21 protein-coding genes are annotated in these 20,972 nt (G+C 71.8%); 17 read left to right on the plus strand and 4 right to left on the minus strand.

Features of this window, described 5'->3' with window-relative positions; translation table 11 throughout:
• Nucleotides 1-183: 183 nt before the first annotated feature.
• On the minus strand, nucleotides 184-1,359 hold the full coding sequence (locus ACZ6S4_RS10200) for an epoxide hydrolase family protein (protein ID WP_465474580.1): 1,176 nt from the start codon (nucleotides 1,357-1,359) through the stop codon (nucleotides 184-186).
• Between the two features lie 11 nt (nucleotides 1,360-1,370).
• Nucleotides 1,371-1,976, minus strand: a complete 606-nt coding sequence (locus ACZ6S4_RS10205) for a TIGR03086 family metal-binding protein (protein WP_465474581.1) — start codon at nucleotides 1,974-1,976, stop codon at nucleotides 1,371-1,373.
• Nucleotides 1,977-2,028: 52 nt separating this feature from the next.
• Here ACZ6S4_RS10205 and ACZ6S4_RS10210 point away from each other — a divergent pair, with 52 nt between their 5' ends.
• Nucleotides 2,029-2,460: a MarR family winged helix-turn-helix transcriptional regulator gene (locus tag ACZ6S4_RS10210; RefSeq protein WP_465474582.1), complete on the plus strand. Its 432-nt coding sequence runs from the start codon at nucleotides 2,029-2,031 to the stop codon at nucleotides 2,458-2,460.
• A 3-nt stretch (nucleotides 2,461-2,463) separates the two neighbouring features.
• On the opposite strand, the gene rnhA is transcribed toward ACZ6S4_RS10210, so the two are convergent.
• Entirely contained in the window at nucleotides 2,464-2,925 is a 462-nt protein-coding gene (rnhA, locus tag ACZ6S4_RS10215; RefSeq protein WP_465474583.1) for a ribonuclease HI, read from the minus strand.
• Nucleotides 2,926-3,289: 364 nt separating this feature from the next.
• Here rnhA and ACZ6S4_RS10220 point away from each other — a divergent pair, with 364 nt between their 5' ends.
• The 6 genes from ACZ6S4_RS10220 (at nucleotide 3,290) to ACZ6S4_RS10245 (ending at nucleotide 8,779) form a co-directional block, all read left to right on the plus strand.
• Nucleotides 3,290-4,204 (plus strand): ABC transporter ATP-binding protein, encoded by a 915-nt coding sequence (locus ACZ6S4_RS10220; RefSeq protein WP_433720842.1) that lies wholly within the window; start codon nucleotides 3,290-3,292, stop codon nucleotides 4,202-4,204.
• 52 nt (nucleotides 4,205-4,256) lie between these two features.
• The gene (locus ACZ6S4_RS10225) at nucleotides 4,257-5,024 is read left to right on the plus strand and encodes an ABC transporter permease (RefSeq protein WP_465474584.1); all 768 of its coding nucleotides are present in this window, start codon (nucleotides 4,257-4,259) and stop codon (nucleotides 5,022-5,024) included.
• Between the two features lie 110 nt (nucleotides 5,025-5,134).
• On the plus strand, nucleotides 5,135-5,971 hold the full coding sequence (locus tag ACZ6S4_RS10230) for an ABC transporter ATP-binding protein (protein WP_465474585.1): 837 nt from the start codon (nucleotides 5,135-5,137) through the stop codon (nucleotides 5,969-5,971).
• A gap of 53 nt (nucleotides 5,972-6,024) precedes the next feature.
• On the plus strand, nucleotides 6,025-6,846 hold the full coding sequence (locus ACZ6S4_RS10235; RefSeq protein ID WP_465474586.1) for an ABC transporter permease: 822 nt from the start codon (nucleotides 6,025-6,027) through the stop codon (nucleotides 6,844-6,846).
• A complete protein-coding gene (locus ACZ6S4_RS10240; RefSeq protein WP_465474587.1) occupies nucleotides 6,843-8,108 on the plus strand; it encodes a sensor histidine kinase in 1,266 nt (421 codons plus the stop codon). Before ACZ6S4_RS10235 ends, ACZ6S4_RS10240 begins: the two co-directional genes overlap by 4 nt.
• Before the next feature lie 53 nt (nucleotides 8,109-8,161).
• Nucleotides 8,162-8,779, plus strand: coding sequence for a response regulator (locus ACZ6S4_RS10245; RefSeq protein WP_451908615.1), 618 nt, complete (start codon nucleotides 8,162-8,164; stop codon nucleotides 8,777-8,779).
• A gap of 16 nt (nucleotides 8,780-8,795) precedes the next feature.
• Here ACZ6S4_RS10245 and ACZ6S4_RS10250 read toward each other — a convergent pair whose 3' ends face one another.
• Complete coding sequence (locus ACZ6S4_RS10250) at nucleotides 8,796-9,659, minus strand: alpha/beta hydrolase (RefSeq protein WP_465474588.1); 864 nt, start codon at nucleotides 9,657-9,659, stop codon at nucleotides 8,796-8,798.
• A gap of 145 nt (nucleotides 9,660-9,804) precedes the next feature.
• On the opposite strand from ACZ6S4_RS10250, the gene ACZ6S4_RS10255 reads away from it, so the two are divergent.
• The 10 genes from ACZ6S4_RS10255 (at nucleotide 9,805) to ACZ6S4_RS10300 (ending at nucleotide 20,933) form a co-directional block, all read left to right on the plus strand.
• Nucleotides 9,805-10,059 (plus strand): hypothetical protein, encoded by a 255-nt coding sequence (locus ACZ6S4_RS10255; protein WP_465474589.1) that lies wholly within the window; start codon nucleotides 9,805-9,807, stop codon nucleotides 10,057-10,059.
• A 1-nt stretch (nucleotide 10,060) separates the two neighbouring features.
• The gene (locus ACZ6S4_RS10260; protein WP_465474590.1) at nucleotides 10,061-10,975 is read left to right on the plus strand and encodes an FAD:protein FMN transferase; all 915 of its coding nucleotides are present in this window, start codon (nucleotides 10,061-10,063) and stop codon (nucleotides 10,973-10,975) included.
• Nucleotides 10,972-11,547 carry a ferric reductase-like transmembrane domain-containing protein gene (locus tag ACZ6S4_RS10265; RefSeq protein ID WP_465474591.1) on the plus strand — a complete coding sequence of 192 codons (576 nt, stop codon included), beginning with the start codon at nucleotides 10,972-10,974 and terminating at the stop codon, nucleotides 11,545-11,547. The genes ACZ6S4_RS10260 and ACZ6S4_RS10265 overlap by 4 nt, the downstream gene beginning before the upstream one ends.
• Nucleotides 11,544-12,779, plus strand: a complete 1,236-nt coding sequence (locus tag ACZ6S4_RS10270) for an NADH-ubiquinone oxidoreductase-F iron-sulfur binding region domain-containing protein (protein ID WP_465474592.1) — start codon at nucleotides 11,544-11,546, stop codon at nucleotides 12,777-12,779. Before ACZ6S4_RS10265 ends, ACZ6S4_RS10270 begins: the two co-directional genes overlap by 4 nt.
• Nucleotides 12,776-12,991, plus strand: a complete 216-nt coding sequence (locus ACZ6S4_RS10275) for a ferredoxin (protein ID WP_465474593.1) — start codon at nucleotides 12,776-12,778, stop codon at nucleotides 12,989-12,991. Before ACZ6S4_RS10270 ends, ACZ6S4_RS10275 begins: the two co-directional genes overlap by 4 nt.
• A 578-nt stretch (nucleotides 12,992-13,569) precedes the next feature.
• Nucleotides 13,570-15,087 carry a sugar transferase gene (locus tag ACZ6S4_RS10280; protein ID WP_465474594.1) on the plus strand — a complete coding sequence of 506 codons (1,518 nt, stop codon included), beginning with the start codon at nucleotides 13,570-13,572 and terminating at the stop codon, nucleotides 15,085-15,087.
• Between the two features lie 72 nt (nucleotides 15,088-15,159).
• The gene (locus ACZ6S4_RS10285) at nucleotides 15,160-16,077 is read left to right on the plus strand and encodes a phosphatase PAP2 family protein (protein WP_465474595.1); all 918 of its coding nucleotides are present in this window, start codon (nucleotides 15,160-15,162) and stop codon (nucleotides 16,075-16,077) included.
• Nucleotides 16,074-17,015, plus strand: a complete 942-nt coding sequence (locus tag ACZ6S4_RS10290) for a glycosyltransferase (protein WP_465474596.1) — start codon at nucleotides 16,074-16,076, stop codon at nucleotides 17,013-17,015. Before ACZ6S4_RS10285 ends, ACZ6S4_RS10290 begins: the two co-directional genes overlap by 4 nt.
• Before the next feature lie 167 nt (nucleotides 17,016-17,182).
• Nucleotides 17,183-19,129, plus strand: a complete 1,947-nt coding sequence (locus ACZ6S4_RS10295) for a hypothetical protein (protein ID WP_465474597.1) — start codon at nucleotides 17,183-17,185, stop codon at nucleotides 19,127-19,129.
• A 136-nt stretch (nucleotides 19,130-19,265) separates the two neighbouring features.
• A complete protein-coding gene (locus ACZ6S4_RS10300; protein ID WP_465474598.1) occupies nucleotides 19,266-20,933 on the plus strand; it encodes a hypothetical protein in 1,668 nt (555 codons plus the stop codon).
• Nucleotides 20,934-20,972 lie beyond the last annotated feature (39 nt).

Raw genomic sequence — 20,972 nt, forward strand, 5'->3', positions numbered from 1 at the left:
GCGCCCATCGTCCTGTGCGCGCGGCGGCGTGTCCAGCGAGCCTCCGGCTGCTCTCCGCGACCGTTCGTCCGATGGCCCGCGGCCTGCCCCCCGGCGATTTCGGTGAGGCCCGGGACGTCGCCCGCCGGCACCGTTCCGGGGTGCTGATGAACGCCGTGTTCGACCTGCGCGAAGCGTTCAGCCTCACAGCCGCATCGCCCGCCACCCGGCCCGCAGCTCCGCGACGAACAGTGCGGGCTGCTCGAAGGCCGCGAAGTGCCCGCCCCGGGCCGGCTCGCCCCAATAGCGGATGTCCCGGAAACGCTTCTCGGCCCACCGGCGCGACGGGCGCGGATTCTCCTTCGGGAAGACCGAGCAGGCCGTCGGCACCTCGATCACATCCGTTGTGCCGGTGCGGAACCGCGCCTGAACTGCCCGGAAGCTCTCCCAGTAGAGCCGCGCCGCCGAGGCGCCCGTGCCGGGCAGCCAGTAGAGCATCAGATTGTCGAGCAACTCGTCGCGGGTGAGCACCGTGGACAGATCACCGTCGCAGTCTGTCCAGGCCTGGAACTTCTCGATGATCCAGGCGGCCAGCGCGACCGGTGAGTCGACCAGCCCGTAGCCGATGGTCTGCGGTCTCGTCGATTGCTCCAGTGAGTAGCCGTCACCGCTGTCGCCTGAGGCTTCGAGGTCGCGCAGGGCGGCCTCCTCCGCCTCGGTGAGGGCCTCGAAGGTCGCCGGGTCCGGGGCCACCAGCGGGGGCATGACGTGGATGCCGAGGACCTTGTCGGGGTGCTGCTGGGCGATGCTCGTGCTGATGCTGGTGCCCCAGTCGTGACCCGCGGCCACGAAACGCGGATAGCCCAGTCGGTCCATGAGCCGCACCCAGGCTGCGGCTGTCCGTTCCACTGTCCAGCCCTGTTCGGCGGGACGGTCGCTGAATCCGTACCCGGGCAAAGATGGACACACCACGTGGAAGGCGTCCGTCGCCTCGCCGCCGTGCGCGACCGGATCGGTGAGCGGGCCGATCACCTTGGCGAACTCGGCGATCGAGCCCGGCCAGCCGTGCGTGAGAACCAGCGGCACGGCCTCGGGATGGGGTGACCGCGCATGCACGAAGTGGATGCCGAGGCCGTCGACGGTCGTCCGGAACTGGGGCATCCGGTTGAGCCGCGCCTCGGCCGCCGGCCAGTCGTAATGATCGGCCCAATACCCGCAGAGCCCTTGCAGCTCCGCCAACGGCACGCCCTGCGCCCAGCCGCCGACGGTGGCCGGCTCGGGCCAGCGCGTCCGCCGAAGCCGCTCCCGCAGGTCGGCGAGGGCCTCGTCGCCGGCCCGGATCGCGAAGGGCGTGATCATCCCGGGCGAACGCTGATTCATGGTCCGGGACGCTAGCGGCGCGGTACGACATTCTTGCCCGGATCGCGTCCGAGCAGGGCGAGGATGCGATCCAACGGATCTCGACCGGAGTCGGGAAGCGGCGGCGCGAAGGCCGCTCCGGGCGCCAGCCGGGCCTCGCCGGCGGGCACGGCCTCCGCGATGGGCAGGGCCGCGGCGAGCACGTCCGGCGGCAACTCGTACGCGATGCCGAGCGTGCGCGCGACGTCCCAGCCGTGCACGACGTAGTCGACGAGGTGGAAGCCGATGGCGAGTCGGCCGGGAATCGGCCGTGGCGTGATCTCGGGCAGCAGGAAGCCGCGTTCGGCTACGTCGGGTCGGGCGAATGCCGCGATGACGGACTCGGCTGCTTCCGCGTACTCCCGGGTGATGTCGTCGCCCGGCGGTCGGGGCTGCCAGATGTCGAGATCACCGCCGTGGCCCGCGGCTGCCGCGGCGAAACCGCGGTGCTGGGCGGTCATGTGGGCGAGCAACCGGCCGAGGTCCCATTCCGCGCATGGTGTCGGCAGCGACAAGTCCGGTGGCAGGACCTGCGCGACGATCGGCACGGTCGCCCGGACAGCCCGCGCATGGGTGGCGAGGAGGTCAATAGTATGCATGTGCTTACGATCTGCGGGCGTACATGATTTGTCAAGGTGTATGTTTTCGGCCGTGCCCGACCCGGACCGCGACCGTCCCGATCTCGGCGCGATGGTCGTGCGGCTCGGCCGCGCGCTGATCGCGGCCGAGCGGCCGGTGCTGGCCGCGCACGGCGTGTCGATGTGGGGCTATGTCGTGCTCAGCGCCCTGGCTGACGAGCCGATGCGCACTCAGGCGGCGCTCGCGCGCGCCATCGGCGCGGACAAGACCCGGATCATCGGGACCCTCGACGAGCTGCAGGAACGCGCTCTGATCGAGCGCGAGCCGGACCCCGAGGACCGACGGGTACGGCTGCTGCGGCTGACGCCGGCCGGGCGGCAGCTGTACGCGTCCGTGAGAGCCGACATCCGGGTCGCCGAGGAGCAGTTGCTGGGCGGGCTGACGTCGGCGGACAAGCGGGTCTTCCTGCGAGTTCTCCAGCAGTTGAGCCCCGAGGTGAGCTAGTGCTCAGCGGGCGGCGAGGGCTTCCTGCAGACCGCGCGCGGCGAGCCGGTCGGCGCGCTCGTTCTCGGGATGGCCGGCGTGGCCCTTGACCCAGTGCCACTGCACGTCGTGCCGGGACACGGCTGCTTCGAGGCGCTTCCACAGGTCTACGTTCTTGACCGGCTGCTTGGCCGAGGTCAGCCAGCCGTTGGCCTTCCAGCGCGGCATCCACTTCGTGATGCCGTCCCGCACATAGATGCTGTCGGTGTAGAGCAGCACGGCGAGCGGTGCCCGGGTCAAGCTCTCCAACGCCTGGATGGGGGCCATGAGCTCCATCCGGTTGTTGGTCGTGGAGGAGGCCTCGCCGCCGCACAGGTCCTTCTCGCTGGAGCCCCAGCGCAGCACGGCACCCCAACCGCCGGGTCCGGGATTGGGAATACAAGCGCCGTCGGTGTAGATCTCCACCGCAGTGGCCGAGCCAGTCATGCGCAGCACCCTACCGACCAGCTCAAGCCGGGAGGGCAGCAGAGCGGGAGGCTCCCACCGCATCGAGTGAGCGTCAGGCCGCCGATCCGGTGCCTGCGTGACGCCGCAGGCGTGCCGGGGGGAACCGGTACCGGACCGGCGGCCTGCCCCCGCAGTGCCCGAGAGCGGTGGGAGCGCTCCCAGTGCCAGCGTAGCGAATCGTCCGCCCGGCGCAAAACCGTTCGGGAACACTCACATTCCACCGCCGACCAGCAGCTCCGCGACCTGCGGTTCTCGCTCGGAAAGAGGCCGGCCCGGCGCGGCCCGGGCCACACCGCTGTGGACAGGCGGGAGCCGCGGACCGGCCAGCCAGTACAGTTTCGGCATGCGTGAGGCAGCCGTCGAGGTGCAGGACGTCGTCGTGAAGTACGGCGATGTCGTTGCCGTCGACGGCGTTTCGCTGACCGTGCCGCGCGGCGCGATCCTGGCCCTGCTCGGCAACAACGGCGCCGGTAAGACCAGCTTGCTCCAGGTTTGTGAGGGCTTCCGGGCGCCCGATGCCGGGTCCGCCCGGGTGCTGGGGCTCGACCCGGTCGCCGATCACGACGATCTGATGCCGCGGCTCGGCATCATGCTGCAGTCCGGCGGCGTCTACCCCTGGGCGACCGCCGGTGACATCCTGCGGCTCTTCGCCTCCTTCGCCGCGCATCCGCTCGACACCGACATGCTGCTCGACCGGCTCGGGCTGCGGAAGTTCGCCAAGACCACATTCCGCCGGCTCTCCGGCGGTGAGCAGCAGCGGCTGTCCCTGGCCGTCGCACTCGTGGGCCGGCCCGAGCTGGTCTTCCTCGACGAGCCCACCGCGGGCATGGACGTCGGCGCCCGCCAGACCACCTGGGAGCTCGTCGAGAGCCTGCGCACCGACGGCGTCTCGGTGCTGCTCACCACGCACCTGCTCGACGAGGCCGAGAGCCTCGCCGACCACGTGGTCATCATGGACAACGGCGTGGTCGCCGCAACCGGCACGCCGGCGGAGCTCACGGCCGCGGCCGGCATCGACCTCCTTCAGGTCCGCGCGGACCCCGCCCTCCCGGTCGCCGACCTCGCCGCCCGCCTGGACGCCAAGGTCACCGAGGACAACCCGGGCGAGTACGCGATCGCCGGCGCCCTCGACACCGAAGCCATCGCCGCGGTGCTCGGCTGGTTCGCCACGGCCGGCGCCCAGGTGACCGCGGTCAACACCCGCCGCCGCACCCTGGAAGACGTCTACCTGGCCCTGACCGCCGGAGCCACCCGATGACCATCGGCTCCCACCGACGGCGCCCGACCGCGACGAATCCTGGAGCTGGGCGATGAGCACCGAAGCCGGCACGTTCACTCCCGCCCCCGGCCGGGCGCCGATGCGGGCGATCCTCCGCCAGCAGGTACGCATGGAGTTGCTGCTGACCGCCCGCCGGGGTGAGGCCGTGGTGCTCGCCATGGGCGTACCCCTGTTGGTCCTGCTCGGTGCCGGCCTGACCAACGCCACCAACGTCCCCAGCGATGACCGCCTGGGTTTTGTCGTCCCTGGCGTGCTGGCCCTGACGGTGATGTCGACGGCCTTCACCGGCCAGGCGATCACCACCGGTTACGAACGCAGCTACGGCGTCCTGAAACGCCTCGGGGCCTCCCCGCTGACCCGCCCCGGCCTGCTCTTCTCCAAGACCGCCGCGATCCTCTGCCTGGTGGCGCTACAGGTGCTGGCCCTTGCCCTGGTCGGCGTCGTGGTCGGCTGGCGACCCGAGCTCTCCCTCGTCCTGCCCGCCATCGGCGTGACCGTGCTCGCCACCGCCGCCTACTGTGGCCTGGCCCTGCTCATCGCGAGCGTGTTGCGGCCCGAGACGACCACCGCCGCGGCCACCCTGATCTACGTGCTGATGCTGGCCGCGGGCGGGATCATGTTCGCGGCGCCCGACCTCGGCCCGGCCGGGCACTTCCTGCTGCCGCTCGCGGCGCACGCCGAGGCTCTGCGCGACACCCTCACGAGCGGCACCGCAGTGCCGGCAAGCATCTGGCTCAGCCTCACCCTCTGGGCTGCGGTCGCGCTCACCGCGGCCGCCCGCAAGTTCCGCTGGGAGTAACGGGGCCGATCCCGGCCAGGATGAGGTGCGCTGTCCGTCGATCGGTGGACACCGGGTGACAGCCGGGCGGTCGTCCCGGGCGGACCCCCTCCTTCGACAAGCTCCCATGCATGACAGCGATCGAGGTCACCAGCCTCCGCAAGACGTACGGTTCCCGTCCCGCGGTCGCGGGTATTGATCTTTCCGTTCCGCACGGCGAGGTGTTCGCCCTGCTCGGCCCGAACGGCGCCGGGAAGACCACCACCGTGGAGATTCTCGAGGGGCACCGGCAGCGGGATTCCGGCCACGTGCGGGTGCTCGGGCAGGATCCGGCCACCGGCGGGCGGGCCTGGCGGGCCCGGATCGGCATCGTGCTGCAGTCGGCCACCGACGCCGCCGATCTCACCGTCGCCGAGACCGTCCGGCACATCGCCGGGTTCTATCCCCGGCCGCGGTCCGCCGCCGAGGTCATCGAGCTGGTCGGGCTCTCCGACAAAGCGAAGGCCAAGGTACGGGCCCTGTCCGGCGGTCAGCGCCGCCGCCTCGACGTCGCGCTGGGCATCGTCGGCCGGCCCGAGGTCGTGTTCCTCGACGAGCCCACCACCGGCTTCGACCCGCAGGCGCGGCGGCAGTTCTGGCAACTGGTCCGGGCGCTCGCCGCCGAGGGCACCACCATTCTGCTCACCACCCACTACCTGGACGAGGCCGAGGCGCTCGCGGACCGGCTGGCCGTCATCGCCGCCGGCACCCTGGTGGCCGAGGGCACCCCGGCCACGCTCGGCGGCCGCTCCGGCGCCGGCGCCATCGTCGAATGGGCCGGGCCGAACGGCCGGGAGTCCGAGCAGACCACCGACCCGGCCGCGGTGATCAGCCGACTCACGGCGGCCGGCGTCGACCTGACCAGCCTGACCGTCACCCGCCCCAGCCTCGAAGACACCTACCTGACCCTGATCGGCGAGCACCGATGAGAAACGGCCGGCGAGCAGCGAAATCCACAGCCACCCTTGATCGGAGAGCAGCGATGACCACCACCGACACGGCCCTTCCCTCGACCGCGCGGATGGGGGTCAGCCGAGGCTGGGTCGAGATTATTCAGTTCTTCCGCGACCGCACCGCCGTCATCTTCAGTTTTCTCTTCCCCGCCCTGCTCCTGCTGCTCTTCGGCACGATCTTCGCCGACGACTACGACCATCCCGGGCTGAGCGCCGCCCGGGTCTTCTCCGCCAGCATGATCGCCTACGGGGTTGTCGCCACCGCGTTCATCACCATGGGCGTCGGGATCGCCACCGACCGGGAGGACGGCACGCTCAAGCGGCTGCGGGGCACGCCCGTCACCGCCACCGCGTACTTCCTCGGCAAGCTGATCATGGTCGCCGTCCTGACCGCTGCCGAGGTCGTCGTGCTGCTCGGCGTCGGGGTGCTGTTCTTCGATCTGCCGCTGCCCACCGACGCCGGGCGCTGGTTCACCTTCGGCTGGCTCTTCGTGCTCTCCGTCATCGCCTGCGGGCTGCTCGGCATCGCCGCGAGTGCCCTGGTCCGTTCGGCGAGGACCGCGGGAGCCGTGCTCAACGTGCCGGTGGTCGCCCTTCAGTTCCTGTCCGGGGTGTTCATCCATCCGATCACTCAGCTGCCCGGTTGGATGATCACGGTGGCGTCCGTCTTCCCGGTGAAGTGGATGGCCCAGGGCTTCCGGTCCGTCTTCCTGCCGGACTCCGCGGTCGGGTTCGAGGCCGGCGGCGCCTGGGAGCACGGGCGGATCGCCTTGGTGCTGCTCGCCTGGTGTGTGATCGGATCAGTGCTGTGCCTGATCACCTTCCGCTGGACCAACACCCGCGACGCATGATCGCGCAGCCGGACAGCCCGGGAGAGCCGATCGCGCAGCCGGGCGGTGGGGGAGTTCCCGCCGCCCAGCTGGGCGGCCCAGGAGAGCTCGCCACGCAAAAGGGCGGCCCGGGGGAGCCGATCGCGGAGCCAGGCGGCGCAGGAGAGCCCATCGCGCGCTACTCCCGGGCCTGGGCGATCTTCTACGCCGTCGTCGCCCTCGCGGTGGCGGCGGCGGTGCTCGGCCAGTCCGAGACCGGCACCGGGCGCCGGGCCGTCGCGGTCGGGGCCATCGCGGTGATCGCCCTGCTCTACGGGCTGTGGGGGCGGCGCGGGCAGGCCGGCCTGCCGTTCGTCGTGGCCGTGCTCGTCGTCTTCGCCGTCGGCACGGTCGCGGTCTCCACCGTCAGCTACCTGCTCTTCGCGCTCTGCCCGCTGATCTTCCTGGTCCTGGAGATCCGCCCGGCTGTCGTCGCGGTCGTCTGCGCCAACCTGCTTCCGCTTGTCGGCGCCCTCACCGACGACGGGGTCGACTGGTACTTCCTCACCCACGTCGCCCCGATCTCCGCCACGACGTCGGCCGCCGCGGTCTGGCTCGGGGTGTGGATCCACCGGGTTGTCGAGCAGAGCAAGGAACGGGCCGCGCTCATCGCCGAGCTGGAGAGCAGCCGGGCCGAGGTGGCCCGGTTGTCGCACGAGGCCGGCGTCGCCGCCGAGCGGGCGCGGCTCGCCGGCGAGATCCACGACACCCTCGCCCAGGGCTTCACCAGCATCATCACCCTGCTCCAGGCCGCCGATCCGGCGCTGGCCGACGAGCGGCTCGCGCTGGCCGTCCGGACCGCCCGGGAGAACCTGGCCGAGTCGCGGGCCCTGGTCGCCGCGCTGGCGCCGGCCGCGCTGGCGACCGGCTCACTGCCCGATGCGGTACGCCGTCAGGCGACCCGTTTCACCGAGGAGACCGGCATCCCGGCGACCTTCCGTCTCACCGGCGACACCCGGGCGTTGCCGACCGTCGTGGAGGTCGTGCTGCTCCGCGCGGCGCAGGAAGCGCTGACCAACGTCCGCCGCCACGCGAACGCTCACGAGGTGGCTGTACTACTCGCCTTCGCCGTGGACAGTGTCCGGCTCGTGGTGCGCGACGACGGCCGGGGATTCGACACCGCGGCCACGACCGGCTTCGGACTGCCCGGCATGCGGGCCCGCGCGGAACAGGTGAACGGCACGCTCATCGTGCACAGCGACCCGGACACAGGAACCCTCGTGGAAGTGGAGGTGCCGGCGTGACCGGCGGCGGGCAAGGGGGCGGCGTGACCGCCGGGGGCGGGGGAGCTGCCGGCGTGATCCGGTTGATTCTGGTGGACGATCATCCTGTCGTGCGACACGGTATTCGCGGCATGCTCGAGGCCGAGCCGGACCTGAGTGTCGTCGGTGAGGCTTCGTCCGGGCCCGAGGGCGTGGCGCTCGCCGCCGAGCTGCGGCCGGACATCGTGCTCATGGACCTGCGGATGCCCGGCGGGGACGGTGTCGAGGCGACCGCGCGGATCGTGGCCACTGTGCCCGGAGTGCGGGTGATGGTGCTGACCACGTACGAGTCGGATCGTGACATCTTGCGGGCGATCGAGGCCGGCGCCGGGGGTTATCTGCTCAAGGACGCCTCGCCGGCGGAGCTGGCCGAGGGCGTCCGGGCCGCCGCCCGCGGCGAGACCGTGCTCGCGCCCAGCGTCGCCTCCACCCTGGTCCGGCAGGTCCGCAGCCCCGCGCCGCCGGCGCTCTCCGCCCGGGAGACCGAGGTGCTGCGCCTGGTGGCGCGGGGACTGACCAATGCCGACATCGGCCGGGAGCTGTTCATCACCGAGGCCACCGTCAAGACGCATCTGCTGCGCGCCTTCGCGAAGCTGGACGTCGCCGACCGCACCGCCGCGGTCACCCGGGCGATGAGTCACGGCCTGCTGTGAGCCGCCGCGGGACGGGTCAGCGTTCGGTGTGGCGCTCCACGAAGGCCAGTGTGGTCTGGGCGACCTCCAGCCAGCCGCTGTCGATGGTCAGCGCGTGGCCGCGCCCGGGGATCTCGGCGAACTCGGTGATGCCCGGGTTCTTCAGCTGCTGCTTGTAGGCGGCCTCCGAGAGCGACCGCGGCACGGTGTGGTCCTTCTCGCCCGAGATGATCATCATGGGTCCGCGGTACGGGTTCTCCGTGTCCACCTTCGCCTCTGTCCACGGGTTCAGGTTGGCCGTCGCCGCCTGGAACAGCGGGGCGCCCGGCGCCGGCACGCAGTACGTCTCGTACAGCTCGTGGGCCTCCTCCTCGCTGACCGCGTTGGCGAACGCGTACCGGAACTGGTCGTAGGTCAGCGGTACGGCCTTGTGCCTGTTCGCCGGGTTGGTCAGCACCGGCGCGGCGGACCGCAGGGCCGAGATCGGCAGCGGCAGCACCCCGCGGAACGGGGCCGCGTCGATCGCCACGGTCGCCGCCGACAGCCCCCGGCCCGCGACGATCTGCGCGAGCAGCCCGCCGAACGAGTGGCCGACCACCGCCGGCTGCTTGTCGAGCTTGCCGATGACCTCGGCGTAGTGGTCGGCGACCTGGCCGACCGTCTTGTTCGCGAAGACCTCGGGGTGCGCGTTGGCCTCGGCCACGGTCTCCGGGTCGTCCGGCCAGCCGGGCGTGATCGGGGCGTAGCCGGCCGCCCGGAAGACGTCGGCCCATCGGTCCCAGCTGCTCGGCAGCAGCCACAGCCCGTGGATGAAGACCACCGGGGTCAGCCCGGTCGCGTTGACCTCGGCGATGTCGGTGAGGGTGTGGGCCGGGATGACGGTCGCGGGATGCTCGGACATGCGCTGCTCCTTCAGACGGCATCGGGAACCTTAGTGGCCCCTTGTTACGTCCCGGTTCACAGAAAGAGCCCAGCCCGGCCACAGGCCACGGCGAGGTCGGGACGGCACATTGGTTGAGTCGTCAACAAATGAGGGGGACGATCCGATGGACCGGGACAAGGCACTACGCCGTACGTCGGCGCTCACCGGGGTGCTGGTCGCGGCCGGCCTGGCCGGGACACTCGGGGTGGGCCTGGCGGCCCGTGCCGCCGACTCCACCGGGAACACCACCCCGGCCACCGACAGCTCGACGGCTCCCGAGAGCGTCACGGACAGTGACAGCGGCTCGACCGGCACGGATGCGCCGTCGCTCTCCGGCGGCAGCGACGGCTCCGGCCAGGCCACCTCCGGAGGGTCGTGACATGCCGCTGATCGAGACCCTGCCGGTCGGGGCGGACACCGCCCAGTGGTCCGTCTGGGGCACGGTGGCGCGCGTCGTCGTCACCGAGCCGGCCCGGCTCGCCCGGGCCACCGCCGTCGTCGAGGCCGAGCTGGCCGCGGTCGACGCGGCGTGCAGCCGCTTCCGGGCAGGCTCCGAGCTCTCCGTCGCCTGCCGCGCCGGTGGCCGTCCGGTCGTGGTCAGCCCGCTGCTCGCCGACCTGGTCGGTGCTGCCCTCGAAGCGGCCCGGCAGACCGGCGGCGACGTCGACCCCACCATCGGCGCCGCGCTGTGCGGTCTCGGCTACGACCGGGATTTCGCCGCCGTCACCGGCCGCGCGGTCGCCCCGGCCGTCCGGGTCTTCGCCACCCCGGACTGGCGATCGGTGCGGCTGCACGGCCGCGAGCTCACGGTGCCGGACGGCGTTCTGCTGGATCTCGGCGCGACGGCCAAGGCAGTCGCCGCCGACCGGGCCGCCCGGCTGGTGTCCGCCAGGCTCGGCGTCGGCGTGCTGGTCGCGCTGGGCGGGGACATCGCGACCGCCGGGCCCGCGCCGGACGGTGGCTGGTCGGTGCTGGTGCAGGACCGGCCCGGCGACCCGCACTGCACGGTCCGGTTGCCGGCCGGCGCCGCCCTCGCCACCTCCAGCACTGCCGGCCGCACCTGGGGGCGCCCCGGCGAGCTGCTGCACCACATCCTCGATCCGCGCACCGGCCGGCCCGCGCCCCGGGTGTGGCGGACGGTCTCCGTCGCGGCCTTCTCGTGCCTGCGCGCCAACACGCTGAGCACGGCCGCGGTCGTGCGGGGCCACGCGGCGTCGGAGCTGCTCTGTGGTGGGCCCGCCCGGCTGGTCACCCCGGAGCTGGACGTGCTGCGGCTGGGCGGGTGGCCGGCATGACCGACGCGCTGTGGTACCTCGGGCGGGGCAGCGGGGTCGTCTCGCTCGTCCTGCTCTCCGTCGTGGTGGCGCTGGGCATCGGCGCGCGCTCCGGGCGGACGGCCTTCGGGTTGCCCCGCTTCGCGGTCAACATGCTGCACCGCAACGTCGCGCTGCTGGCCGTCGCGCTGCTCGTCGTGCACGTGGTCAGCCTCTACTTCGACCCGTACGCGCAGCTGCGCTTCTTCGATCTGGTGGTGCCGTTCGCCGGCGAGTACCGGCCGTTCTGGCTGGGGCTGGGCACGCTGGCCTTCGACGTGGTGCTCGCGCTGATCGCCACCAGCCTGCTGCGGCACCGGCTCGGCGTGCGGGGCTGGCGGCTCGTGCACTGGCTGGCGTACCTGTGCTGGCCGATCGCCCTGCTGCACGGCTGGCAGACCGGCACGGACGCGGCGAGCTGGTGGCTGCGGGCCCTGCTGGTGCTCAGTACCGCCTTGGTCCTCGCCGCTGTCGTCTGGCGGGTCACGCCCTCGTTCGCCCGGTTCCCCGCCCGCCTCCCGCGCCGGGTCCGCACCCCTCAGGAGGTCCGATGACGACGGTGGACGCCCCCGGCGGAGTGCGGCTGCGCCTGCTCGCCGGTGACAACGACGGCCGGCTGGACACCCATCTCGGCCGGCACGGACGCTCGCCGGTGCTGAACGCCGAGCAGCTCGTCGAACTGCTGCGCGCGGCCGGGCTGACCGGGCGCGGTGGGGCCGGCTTCCCCACCTGGCGCAAGGTGGAGGCGGTGCGCCGGGCCGGGGGTACGCCGGTGGTCGTGGCGAACGGCGCCGAGGGGGAACCGGCCAGTGGCAAGGACCGGGCGCTGCTCGCGTACCGGCCGCATCTGGTCCTGGACGGCCTGCAGCTGGTCGCCGGTGCGCTCGGGGCGCGTACCGCCCATCTCTATGTGGCGGCGGCCTCGGCCGACGGGGTCCGGGCGGCCCTGGCCGCGCGGCGCGGGGCGGGCCTGGACCCGGTCCCGGTCACCGTGACCGTGGCACCACAGTCCTTCGTGGCGGGGGAGGAGTCGGCGGTGGTCGCCGCCGTCTCGGGGCGGCCCGCCGTGCCCGCCGACAAGCTGGTGCGGATCACCGACTCCGGGGTGGCCGGGGCGCCGACGCTCGTGCAGAACGTCGAGACGCTGGCCCACCTGGCGTTGATCGCCCGACACGGTCCCGGCTGGTTCCGCGCCGCGGGCACGCCCGACGAGCCGGGCACCTTTTTGGCGACGGTCGGGGGCGCGGTGCGCGCGCCCGGCGTGATCGAGGCCGGGTACGGCGTCCCGCTCGGTGACCTTGTCGACGCGGCCGGCGGAGCGACGGCTCCACTGCAGGCTGTGCTGCTCGGCGGCTACCACGGCGGCTGGGTCCCGGCCCGGCCCGGGATCGAGGTGAGCCGGGCGGCGCTGACCCCGCTCGGCGCGTCCCCGGGCGCGGGCATCGTGCTCGCGCTCCCGGCGCACGTGTGCGGCCTGGCCGAGACCGCCCGGATCGCCGGATACCTGGCCGGCGAGGTGGCGGGCCAGTGCGGCCCGTGCGTCAACGGCCTGCCCCGGCTGGCCGGCACGCTGGACGACCTGGCTCACCACCGGGCCCGGCCCGGCCTGCCGGCCGAGGTGCGGCGGCTCGCCGCGCTGGTCACCGGCCGCGGCGCCTGCCGGCACCCGGACGGCACGGCCCGCATGATCACCAGCGCCATGCGCGCCTTCGAGGCGGATGTGGCCGCGCATCTGGCGGGCCACTGCCTGGCCGTCGCATCCGGACACCAGGGGGTACGGCGATGAGCACCACCAGGCTGCACGTGGACCGGACGGCCTGCGACGGCCGCGGTCTCTGCGCCGAGTTGCTGCCCGAGCTGCTGAGCGAGGACGACTGGGGCTACCCGGTGGCCCGCGACGGCGAGGCGGAGCCCGTGGTGCCGCGGCGACTCGAGGATTCCGCCCGCCGGGCCGTCGACCGCTGCCCCGCTCTGGCGCTGTGGCTCGTGCGGCGCTGAACTGCTTCGCGCCCGCCGTTCCGCACCTCGTCCGAAATGGTCGCGGCGTGATCTTTTTGCCGGCCGACTCAGTGGATCATCCATTGTCAAGTGGGCCGATCGACGGGCGTGTCTCACATTCGGCCACTTCTGTCCAACCCGGATGATCGATTAGGGTCGGCCGGACATCGAAGGTCACGACTACCCCGCGCACGCGCTCCGCGTCCGGCATGTTACGGTGCGATGCCATGATCGGCTCTATCGGACAAATCACGGGCGCCAATGTGGAAAAAGCGGACCAGGGCCGGCCGGTCGTCGCCCACTGACGTCACTCTCGGTACGCCTGTTATTTTGTCCGATGTAGAACCGAGTTCACCGGCAATGCACGATGTTGCCGCCCGCCCCGGTATCCGAAAACTTGGTCCCGCGTTCGTAAAGATTGCGACCCTGGGGTCTCTATTTTCCTGGCCGTCGTCTAGCGTTCACCGCCTGAGCGTCCTTGCGCTTTGTTGTTGTGAGGCCAAGGGGTGGGGGGCGTCGTAAGTGGGGTGCACGAAATTGCCGAGTGGGCGTGGGGTCTCACGGCGGGCAGGGGCGTCGTGACAACGACGGAAACAACGGCGGACAACGCCGGGACCGGACCGATTCCGACAACTTCATCGTATGCGGGAGTCACCGAACGGGATCTCGGTGTCTCCGACGAGCGGGGCCACGCCGACCGGTGGGTCTGGGAAGCCCGCTACGTCAAGCTGCTCCTGGTCATCGACTTCGGCGCGACCCTGGTGGCCACTCTGGCCGCCTTCGTGCTGCGGTTCCAGGGCGCGCCGTACGCGGACTGGTATCTGGTGCTGTCCGCGCTCATCCCGCCGGTGTGGGTCGGTCTGCTGGCGTTGACGCACGCCTACGAACGGCGGGTGCTGTTCGTCGGCGGCGAGGAATATCAGCGGGTGCTGCGAGCGGGCGTACGCCTCACCATGGGCATCGCGCTCGCCTCCTATGTGGCCAAAGCGGACATCGCCCGGGGCTATCTGCTGATCGCTCTGGTGCTGACCACCGTGCTGTCGCTGACCGGCCGCTTCGTGTTGCGCAAGGTGCTGCACCGTTCCCGCCGGCGCGGGGCCTGCATGCACCGGGTGCTGGCGCTCGGGCACGCCACGGCCGTCGCGCAGATGACGCGCCAGTTGCACCGCCGCTCGCACCACGGGTTCCAGGTCATCGGCGCCTGCCTGCCGGCGGGACAGCTCGCCGACGCGGCGCACACGGTGGACGTGCCGGTGTTCGGTGCTCTGGGCGCCGCGGCGAATTCGGCCGCCGCCGCCGGGGCCGACACGGTGATGGTGCTGTCCTGCCCGGAGCTCGACGGCCCGATGCTGCGCCGCCTGGCCTGGGAGCTGGAGCGCGACGACATCGACCTGATCGTCTCGTCGTCGCTGGTGGACACCGCCGGCGACCGGATCACCGTGCGCCCGGTCGACGGGCTGCCGATGATGCACATCGAGCACCCGCGGCTCTCCGGCGGCCGGCGCCTGATCAAGTCCATGTTCGACGTGTCGGTGGCCGCGCTGCTGCTGGTGCTGCTGGCGCCGCTGTTCCTGCTGGTCGCGCTGGTCATCCGGCTGGACACCGGCGGCCCGGTGTTCTTCCGCCAGGTCCGGGTGGGCCGTGGCGGCGAATCGTTCCGGATGTACAAGTTCCGGACGATGCACACCGACGCCGAGGCGCGCTTCGAGGCGATGCGGCAGCAGAACGAGCACGCCGGGGTGCTGTTCAAGATCCGTGCGGACCCGCGGGTCACCCGGTCCGGACGGATCCTGCGCCGCTACTCGCTCGACGAGCTGCCGCAGCTGATCAACGTCCTGCTGGGGGAGATGTCGCTGGTCGGGCCGCGCCCGCCGCTGCCCAGCGAGGTCGAGCAGTATCCGCAGGACATGCGCCGGCGGCTGGTGGTCAAGCCCGGCATGACGGGGTTGTGGCAGGTGAGCGGGCGGTCGGACCTGTCCTGGGAGGACTCGATCCGGCTCGACCTGCGGTATGTGGAGAACTGGTCGCTCACCGTCGACCTGGTGATCCTCATGCGGACCGCGATGGCGGTCATGCGGGGCTCGGGAGCCTACTGAGCGACGCGTGGGGCGTCGTTCGACAGGTGGTGCAAGCATGCGGCCGGGACGCCGCAGGATGGGGACACTTCGGTGGTACTGCTGTATTTCATCGCCGCGTTCGCGGTCATCGTGCCCGCGGTGGCCGGCCCGCTGCTGGCGTACGGGCCGGGCCGGCGGCTGGCCCGCGGACGGCTGGCGGCGAAGACCCGCGAGTCCGTCGCCGGGCTGGTCGTGACCCTCGGGCGACCGATGACCGCGCTGGTCTTCGTGCTGTTCTGGGCCGCCGCCGTGGTGGCGGTCTTCTGGCCGGTGGGCATCCTGGCGCACCGCCTGGAGAACGTCATCGACTGGCCGGTGCTGCTCTGGGTGACCGACCGCCGCAGCCCCGGCTTCGAGGACTTCAACTGGTGGTACACCACGCTCGGCGACCGTGACCCGCTCAAGATCGTGGTGGTCGTGGCGGCGGTGCTCTTCGCCCCGTTCTGGCGCAAGCGGTTCTGGATCCCGCTGGTGGCGATCCTGGTCAGCTTCCCGCTGGAGCAGTACGTGCAGGCCATCCTGGCCGGCATGGTCAACCGCGGCCACCCGCCGACCGGGCTGGGCTCGTACCCGTCGGGCGGCATCGCCCGGGTGGTCATGACCTTCGGGGCGATCGCGCTGTTCATCGCGCTGACCTGGAAGATGCGCCGGCGCTGGCACGTGGTGCTGGGCACCGTCGTGCTCATCATGGCGACGTACGAGGGCTACTCGCGCATCTACACCCAGAAACACTGGCTCACCGACGTCATCAGCGGCCTGATCTTCGGCCCGGCGCTGTTCCTGGGCTACGCCCTGGCTGTCGGCATCCTGGTCGGCCGGTATCCACGCCCGCAGGCGCGGCCGGCCACCGGCGCGGCCGAGGCCACCCCGGCGACCGGGCCGGCCACCCCGGCGACCGGATCAGCCGCGCCGGACACCGGGTCGTCCGTCCCGGCCACCGGGTCGGCTGTCACGGCGACCGTGCTGTGACGACCCTGCTCGTCGCCTCGACCGGGGGTCATCTCGCCGAACTGCACGACCTGACGCCGCGGCTCGGCGTGGGGGAGCGGCGCTGGGTGACGTTCGACAGCCCGCAGAGCCGGTCCCTGCTCGACGGCGAGGATGTCGTCTTCGTGCCCCCGGCCACCAGCCGGGACCTGGTCGGCGCGGTCAAGGACCTGATCGCCGCGGAGCGGATGTTCCGCCGCGAGCGTTACGAGCGGGTGATCAGCACCGGCGCCAGCGTGGCCCTGGCGTTCTTCCTGCCCGCCACGCGCGCCGGTGTGCCGTGCTCCTACATCGAGAGTGCCACCCGCACCGAGGGTCCCTCGCTGACCGGCCGGCTCGCCGCCCGGGTGCCGCGCACCCGGCTCTACACGCAGTATCCGGCGTGGGCGGACGACACCTGGCGGTACGGCGGGTCCATCTTCGACGCCTTCGAGGCGGAACCGGTCGCCGAGCCGCGCCCGGTGAGCAAGGTCGTGGTGACGCTGGGCACCCACGAGCGCTACACGTTCCCGCGCCTGCTCAACCATCTCGTGACCCTGTTGCCGCCGGAATGGGACGTGCTGTGGCAGGTGGGCTCGACCGTGGTCGATAAGATGCCCGCCGGCGCCCGGAAACAGGTGCCGATCACCGAGATGCGCCAGGCCCTGGCCGAGGCGGACGCGGTCATCTCGCACGCCGGGGTGGGCTCCGCGCTGGCGGCGATGCAGGCCGGCAAGCGCGCGCTGTACGTGCCGCGGCGCAAGGCCTTCGGTGAGCACGTCGACGACCACCAGGTCGCGATGGCCCGCGAACTGGAAGGCAGGAAGCTGGTCGTGGCCCGGGAAGCGCCGGAGGTCGGCCTGGAGGATCTGGCGGAGGCGGCGGCCTGGCGGGTCCGGGCGAGTCCCGGGGTGACGCCGTTCCGGCTGGCTCCGTCGTGATCGCACACACTTTGTTCATCCTCTGTGCTCCGGCCCGAACCGAGCAGGCAACGTCTCCGTCCGGACGGTCGATAGCGAACTGACGCTCACCGCACGAGGCTGCGTCAATCTTTAAATTCTCATTAGGAGGGCTCGTGTCCCTAAAGCGTCGACTCCGGTCGCGGCCGGTGGCCAGAATCCTGGCCTCCGCCGCGGTGCTGAGTCTGACGGTCGCTCTGACCGCCATCCCGGCCTCCGCCGTGTACGTGCCCCCGAACGACCCCGCGACCATCGTCTCGGCCAATCCGGTGGACTACACGCCGCACGCCCAGAACGGCAGCATCCGTGCGTTCGCGCAGATCGGCAACACGGTCTACGCCGGCGGATCCTTCAGCGGCATCAAGGCCGCCGGCGCGAGCACCTGGTCGCCGGCGAGCAACCTGGTGGCCTACGACGCCGGCACCGGCGCGCTGCGCACGGGCTTCGCCCCGGTCCTCGACGGCGCGGTGCAGACCCTCGCGGTCAGCCCGGACGGCAAGCTCATCGTCGGTGGCAGCTTCGGCACGGTGAACGGGGTGTCCCGCAAGAACCTCGTCGAGCTGGACCCGGCCACCGGCGCCACGGTGACCGGCTGGGTCGGCCGCGCCGACGGCGGGGTCGTGCGCCGCGCCATCGTGCACGACAACCACCTCTACATCGCCGGTGCCTTCCACTGGATCAACGGCACCGAGCACGGGCTGCTGGCCCGCCTCAACGCCACCACCGGCGCGATCGACAACACCTTCCAGGTCGACGCCAGCGGCCCCCGGCCGTACCCGAACAGCACCGAGCTGGTCTGGGGCCTCGCGGTCGCGCCCGACGGTGACACGGTCGTGGCGGTCGGCAACTTCACCGAGGTCAACGGCAACGCCCGCAACCAGGTCGTCATGATCGACACCGCGAGCACGCCCACCGTCGCGGACTGGAACACCGACCGGTACGTGGCCGCCTGCTACAGCAGTTCGTTCCCGTTCTACGCCCGTGACGTCGACTTCAACGACGACGGCAGCTACTTCGTCATCATCGCCGACGGTGGCCGCGGTGACGCGTACTGCGACGCCACCGCCCGCTGGGAGACCGCGGACCGGGGCAGCAATGTCCAGGCGACCTGGGTCGACGTCACCGGCACCGACTCGGTCACCTCGCTCGAGGTCGCCGACGGCGTGGTCTACGTCGGCGGGCACTTCCGCTGGCAGAACAACGCCAACGGCAACGACTCACAGGGCCCCGGTGGCGTCAGCCGCTACGGCATCGCCGCGCTGGACCAGCAGAACGGCGTACCGCTGAACTGGAACCCGACCCGGTCGCCGGGCAGCCAGCTGCCGGCCGGCGGGACCAACTGGGGCCCGATCATGTGGGAGCTGTGGAAGGGCCCGAACGGGCTGTTCGCCGGCTTCGACGCCGACGGCCTGGGCAACGAGTACCACGGCCGGCAGGGTTACTTCCCGGACGCCGGTGGACGCACCATCGCCATCCAGGACGCCCCGCAGGCCGCGTCCGGCTACCTCTACCTGGGGGCCGGCAACGGCCAGGTGACCAAGGTGTCGTACGGCGTGTCCGGGGTGGGCACCCCGGCGACGGTCAGCCAGCCGCAGCTCACCAACGCCAAGTCGGCGTTCGTGGTGTCCAACAAGGTGTACTGGGCCAAGACGGACAGCAGCGCGCCCAGCGGCAGTCTGCTGAACATCTCGATCCTCAGCGGTTCCGGCGCGATCGGGGCCCCGTGGGTCGGCAGCGGCTACAACTCGTGGTTCGCCGCGGCCAGCATGACCGGCTCGTTCTATCTGCAGGGCCGGATGTATTACACGACAGCGTCGAGCAACGCGCTGTTCTATCGTTACCTCACGCCGGACGGCTACGTCATCGGTTGCACCGCCTTCACGCTGCCGACCTCGGACATCGACTGGCGCACGGTGCGCGGCATGACGTGGGTGGCCGGCAAGCTGGTCTACGGTTCCACGGACGGAACACTCCGGACGGTCAACTTCGACGCCTCGGCGTCGACCGCGGTCGACGGCTCCACCGCCACTGTGGTGGCGGCGCCGACGGCCGAGGCGACATGGTCCAATCCGACCCTGTTCTTCGCCACTTCGTAACACAGTCTGTCGTCGGAGCGACGACTCTCTGTTGCGTAACCTTCCCCGGCCGCGCGAGGATGCCGGCCGGGGAAGGTTTCGGTGAGACTCAGATGGATCGATACACAACTGCACACCTGTCGGGGAGAGACGACTCATGGATGTGACTGATTCCGTCGCCGCGAGCCGGCAGCGGGTCGTCGGCTTCGCGGACGTCGTACGGATTCCGCTGCGCCGGTGGCGCATCGTGCTGACCGCCACCGCGGCCGTCACGCTCGCCGTGCTCGCCTACCTCTTTTTCTTCCCGGCGACGTATCGCGCGACAACGGTGGTCGTGCTGCGTCCCGTGGTCACCGACCCGTTCACCCTGCCGTCCAGCGGCGCCGACCGGGCCATCAACATGACCGCCGAGAACGGCATCGCCCTGGGCAACGACGTCATCGACTCGACCGCCCGGATCCTCAACCGCGATCCCGAGGCGGTCCGTGAGTCGCTCACCACCGAGGTGCCCACGGGCGGCCAGGTACTGCGTTTCCAGTACGCCGGCGACAGCGAGCGCAGCGCGATCACCGGCGCGAACACCGCCGCGGAGACGTACCTGCGGGTCCGCGAGGACATCTACAAGCAGCAGCGGGCCGCGTTGATCCTCTCCTACGACAACACCATCAAGCAGGTGACCGGACAGCGGCTGACGGTGCAGAAGACGCTGCCCAATCAGAAGAGCAGCACGGACACCGCGTCGCCGCGTACCCAGGCGACGCTGGACCAGGTGAGCGCGCTCAACGACCAGATCGCCCAGCTCGCCAACGCGCGTGCCAAGGTCTCCTCGGCCGACCTGAGCCCGGGCTCGATCACCGCCGCGGCCCGCGCGCCGATCCCGTCCAGCCACGACGCCGGCCTGCTCTATCTGCTCGGCGCGGGGCTCGGCGGGCTGCTGCTGGGCATGGTCGCCGCGCACGCCCGGGAGGCGCTGGACCGCCGGGTCCGTTCCATCGACCAGGCCGCCGACCTGGTCGGGCTGCCGGCGCTCGGCGTGGTCCGCGCGGTCGGCCGGCATCACGACGAGGCTGCCGCGGCCGACGCCCGGTACGTCTCGCTGGCGGTGCTCAAGTGGATCGACCGGCACCCCGACCGCGCGCTCGTCGTGCTGTCCGGCCGCAACGACGAGGGCCGCACGACGGTGACCGGCAATCTGGCGGTCGCGCTGGCCGAGGCCGGGCAGGATGTCACGCTCGCCGCGCCGCCGGAGACCCACGAGGAGCTCAAGCGGGTGTTGTTCGCCGCGCAGAAGCGCACCCCGCCGCGTGCCCGCACCCTGTCGCCGTCCACGCCCGCCGCGATGAACGGATCGGCGGCTGCGGGCCGGCTCGGCCTGGGCGGCACCGGTGTCACCGCGGCGCCGGGGGTCACCCGGATCTCCGGCTCCGGCCTGCGCACCGCCGACGCCCCCACCCAGGTGCAGACCACCTCGGCCGACCCCGAGGCCACCCTGATCATGGAGGCGCCGGTCCGGCAGACGCCCGTGGTCGCGGCCGGGTCGGCCGGCAACGACGCGGACAGCCGGCTGCTGGTCGTGCTGATCGGTGGCGGTGTCATCCGGCTGTGCAACCTCGGTGAGGAGCCGGAGTCCGGCATCGTGGTCATCGACGCGCCCCCGTCCGACACCGACGAGCGGGGCGTCCGGGCCGCGCAGTCCGGGGTCGCGGTGCTCGTGGTGGCCCGCGACCGCACCCGTAACGCCGAACTGTCCCGCCTGGTCGACCGGCTGCGCTCGGCCGGCGCCCAGACGGTCGGCTTCGTGCTCACCGGAGGCCGCGGTGCCTGACCGCACCGGCCCCGACCACGCCGTGCCTGAGAGCGCCGG

The organism is Actinoplanes sp. NPDC051405 (assembly GCF_055586185.1).

Excerpts from the sequence above, each read along its gene's own strand:
- rnhA (WP_465474583.1), bottom strand. The coding sequence starts at position 2,925 with ATGACTGGCTCGGCCACTGCGGTGGAGATCTACACCGACGGCGCTTGT.
- ACZ6S4_RS10255 (WP_465474589.1), top strand. The coding sequence starts at position 9,805 with ATGGACCGGGACAAGGCACTACGCCGTACGTCGGCGCTCACCGGGGTG.
- ACZ6S4_RS10200 (WP_465474580.1), bottom strand. The coding sequence starts at position 1,359 with ATGAATCAGCGTTCGCCCGGGATGATCACGCCCTTCGCGATCCGGGCC.
- ACZ6S4_RS10230 (WP_465474585.1), top strand. The coding sequence starts at position 5,135 with ATGACAGCGATCGAGGTCACCAGCCTCCGCAAGACGTACGGTTCCCGT.
- ACZ6S4_RS10240 (WP_465474587.1), top strand. The coding sequence starts at position 6,843 with ATGATCGCGCAGCCGGACAGCCCGGGAGAGCCGATCGCGCAGCCGGGC.
- ACZ6S4_RS10250 (WP_465474588.1), bottom strand. The coding sequence starts at position 9,659 with ATGTCCGAGCATCCCGCGACCGTCATCCCGGCCCACACCCTCACCGAC.
- ACZ6S4_RS10275 (WP_465474593.1), top strand. The coding sequence starts at position 12,776 with ATGAGCACCACCAGGCTGCACGTGGACCGGACGGCCTGCGACGGCCGC.
- ACZ6S4_RS10265 (WP_465474591.1), top strand. The coding sequence starts at position 10,972 with ATGACCGACGCGCTGTGGTACCTCGGGCGGGGCAGCGGGGTCGTCTCG.
- ACZ6S4_RS10235 (WP_465474586.1), top strand. The coding sequence starts at position 6,025 with ATGACCACCACCGACACGGCCCTTCCCTCGACCGCGCGGATGGGGGTC.
- ACZ6S4_RS10270 (WP_465474592.1), top strand. The coding sequence starts at position 11,544 with ATGACGACGGTGGACGCCCCCGGCGGAGTGCGGCTGCGCCTGCTCGCC.
- ACZ6S4_RS10205 (WP_465474581.1), bottom strand. The coding sequence starts at position 1,976 with ATGCATACTATTGACCTCCTCGCCACCCATGCGCGGGCTGTCCGGGCG.
- ACZ6S4_RS10300 (WP_465474598.1), top strand. The coding sequence starts at position 19,266 with ATGGATGTGACTGATTCCGTCGCCGCGAGCCGGCAGCGGGTCGTCGGC.
- ACZ6S4_RS10225 (WP_465474584.1), top strand. The coding sequence starts at position 4,257 with ATGAGCACCGAAGCCGGCACGTTCACTCCCGCCCCCGGCCGGGCGCCG.
- ACZ6S4_RS10260 (WP_465474590.1), top strand. The coding sequence starts at position 10,061 with ATGCCGCTGATCGAGACCCTGCCGGTCGGGGCGGACACCGCCCAGTGG.
- ACZ6S4_RS10220 (WP_433720842.1), top strand. The coding sequence starts at position 3,290 with ATGCGTGAGGCAGCCGTCGAGGTGCAGGACGTCGTCGTGAAGTACGGC.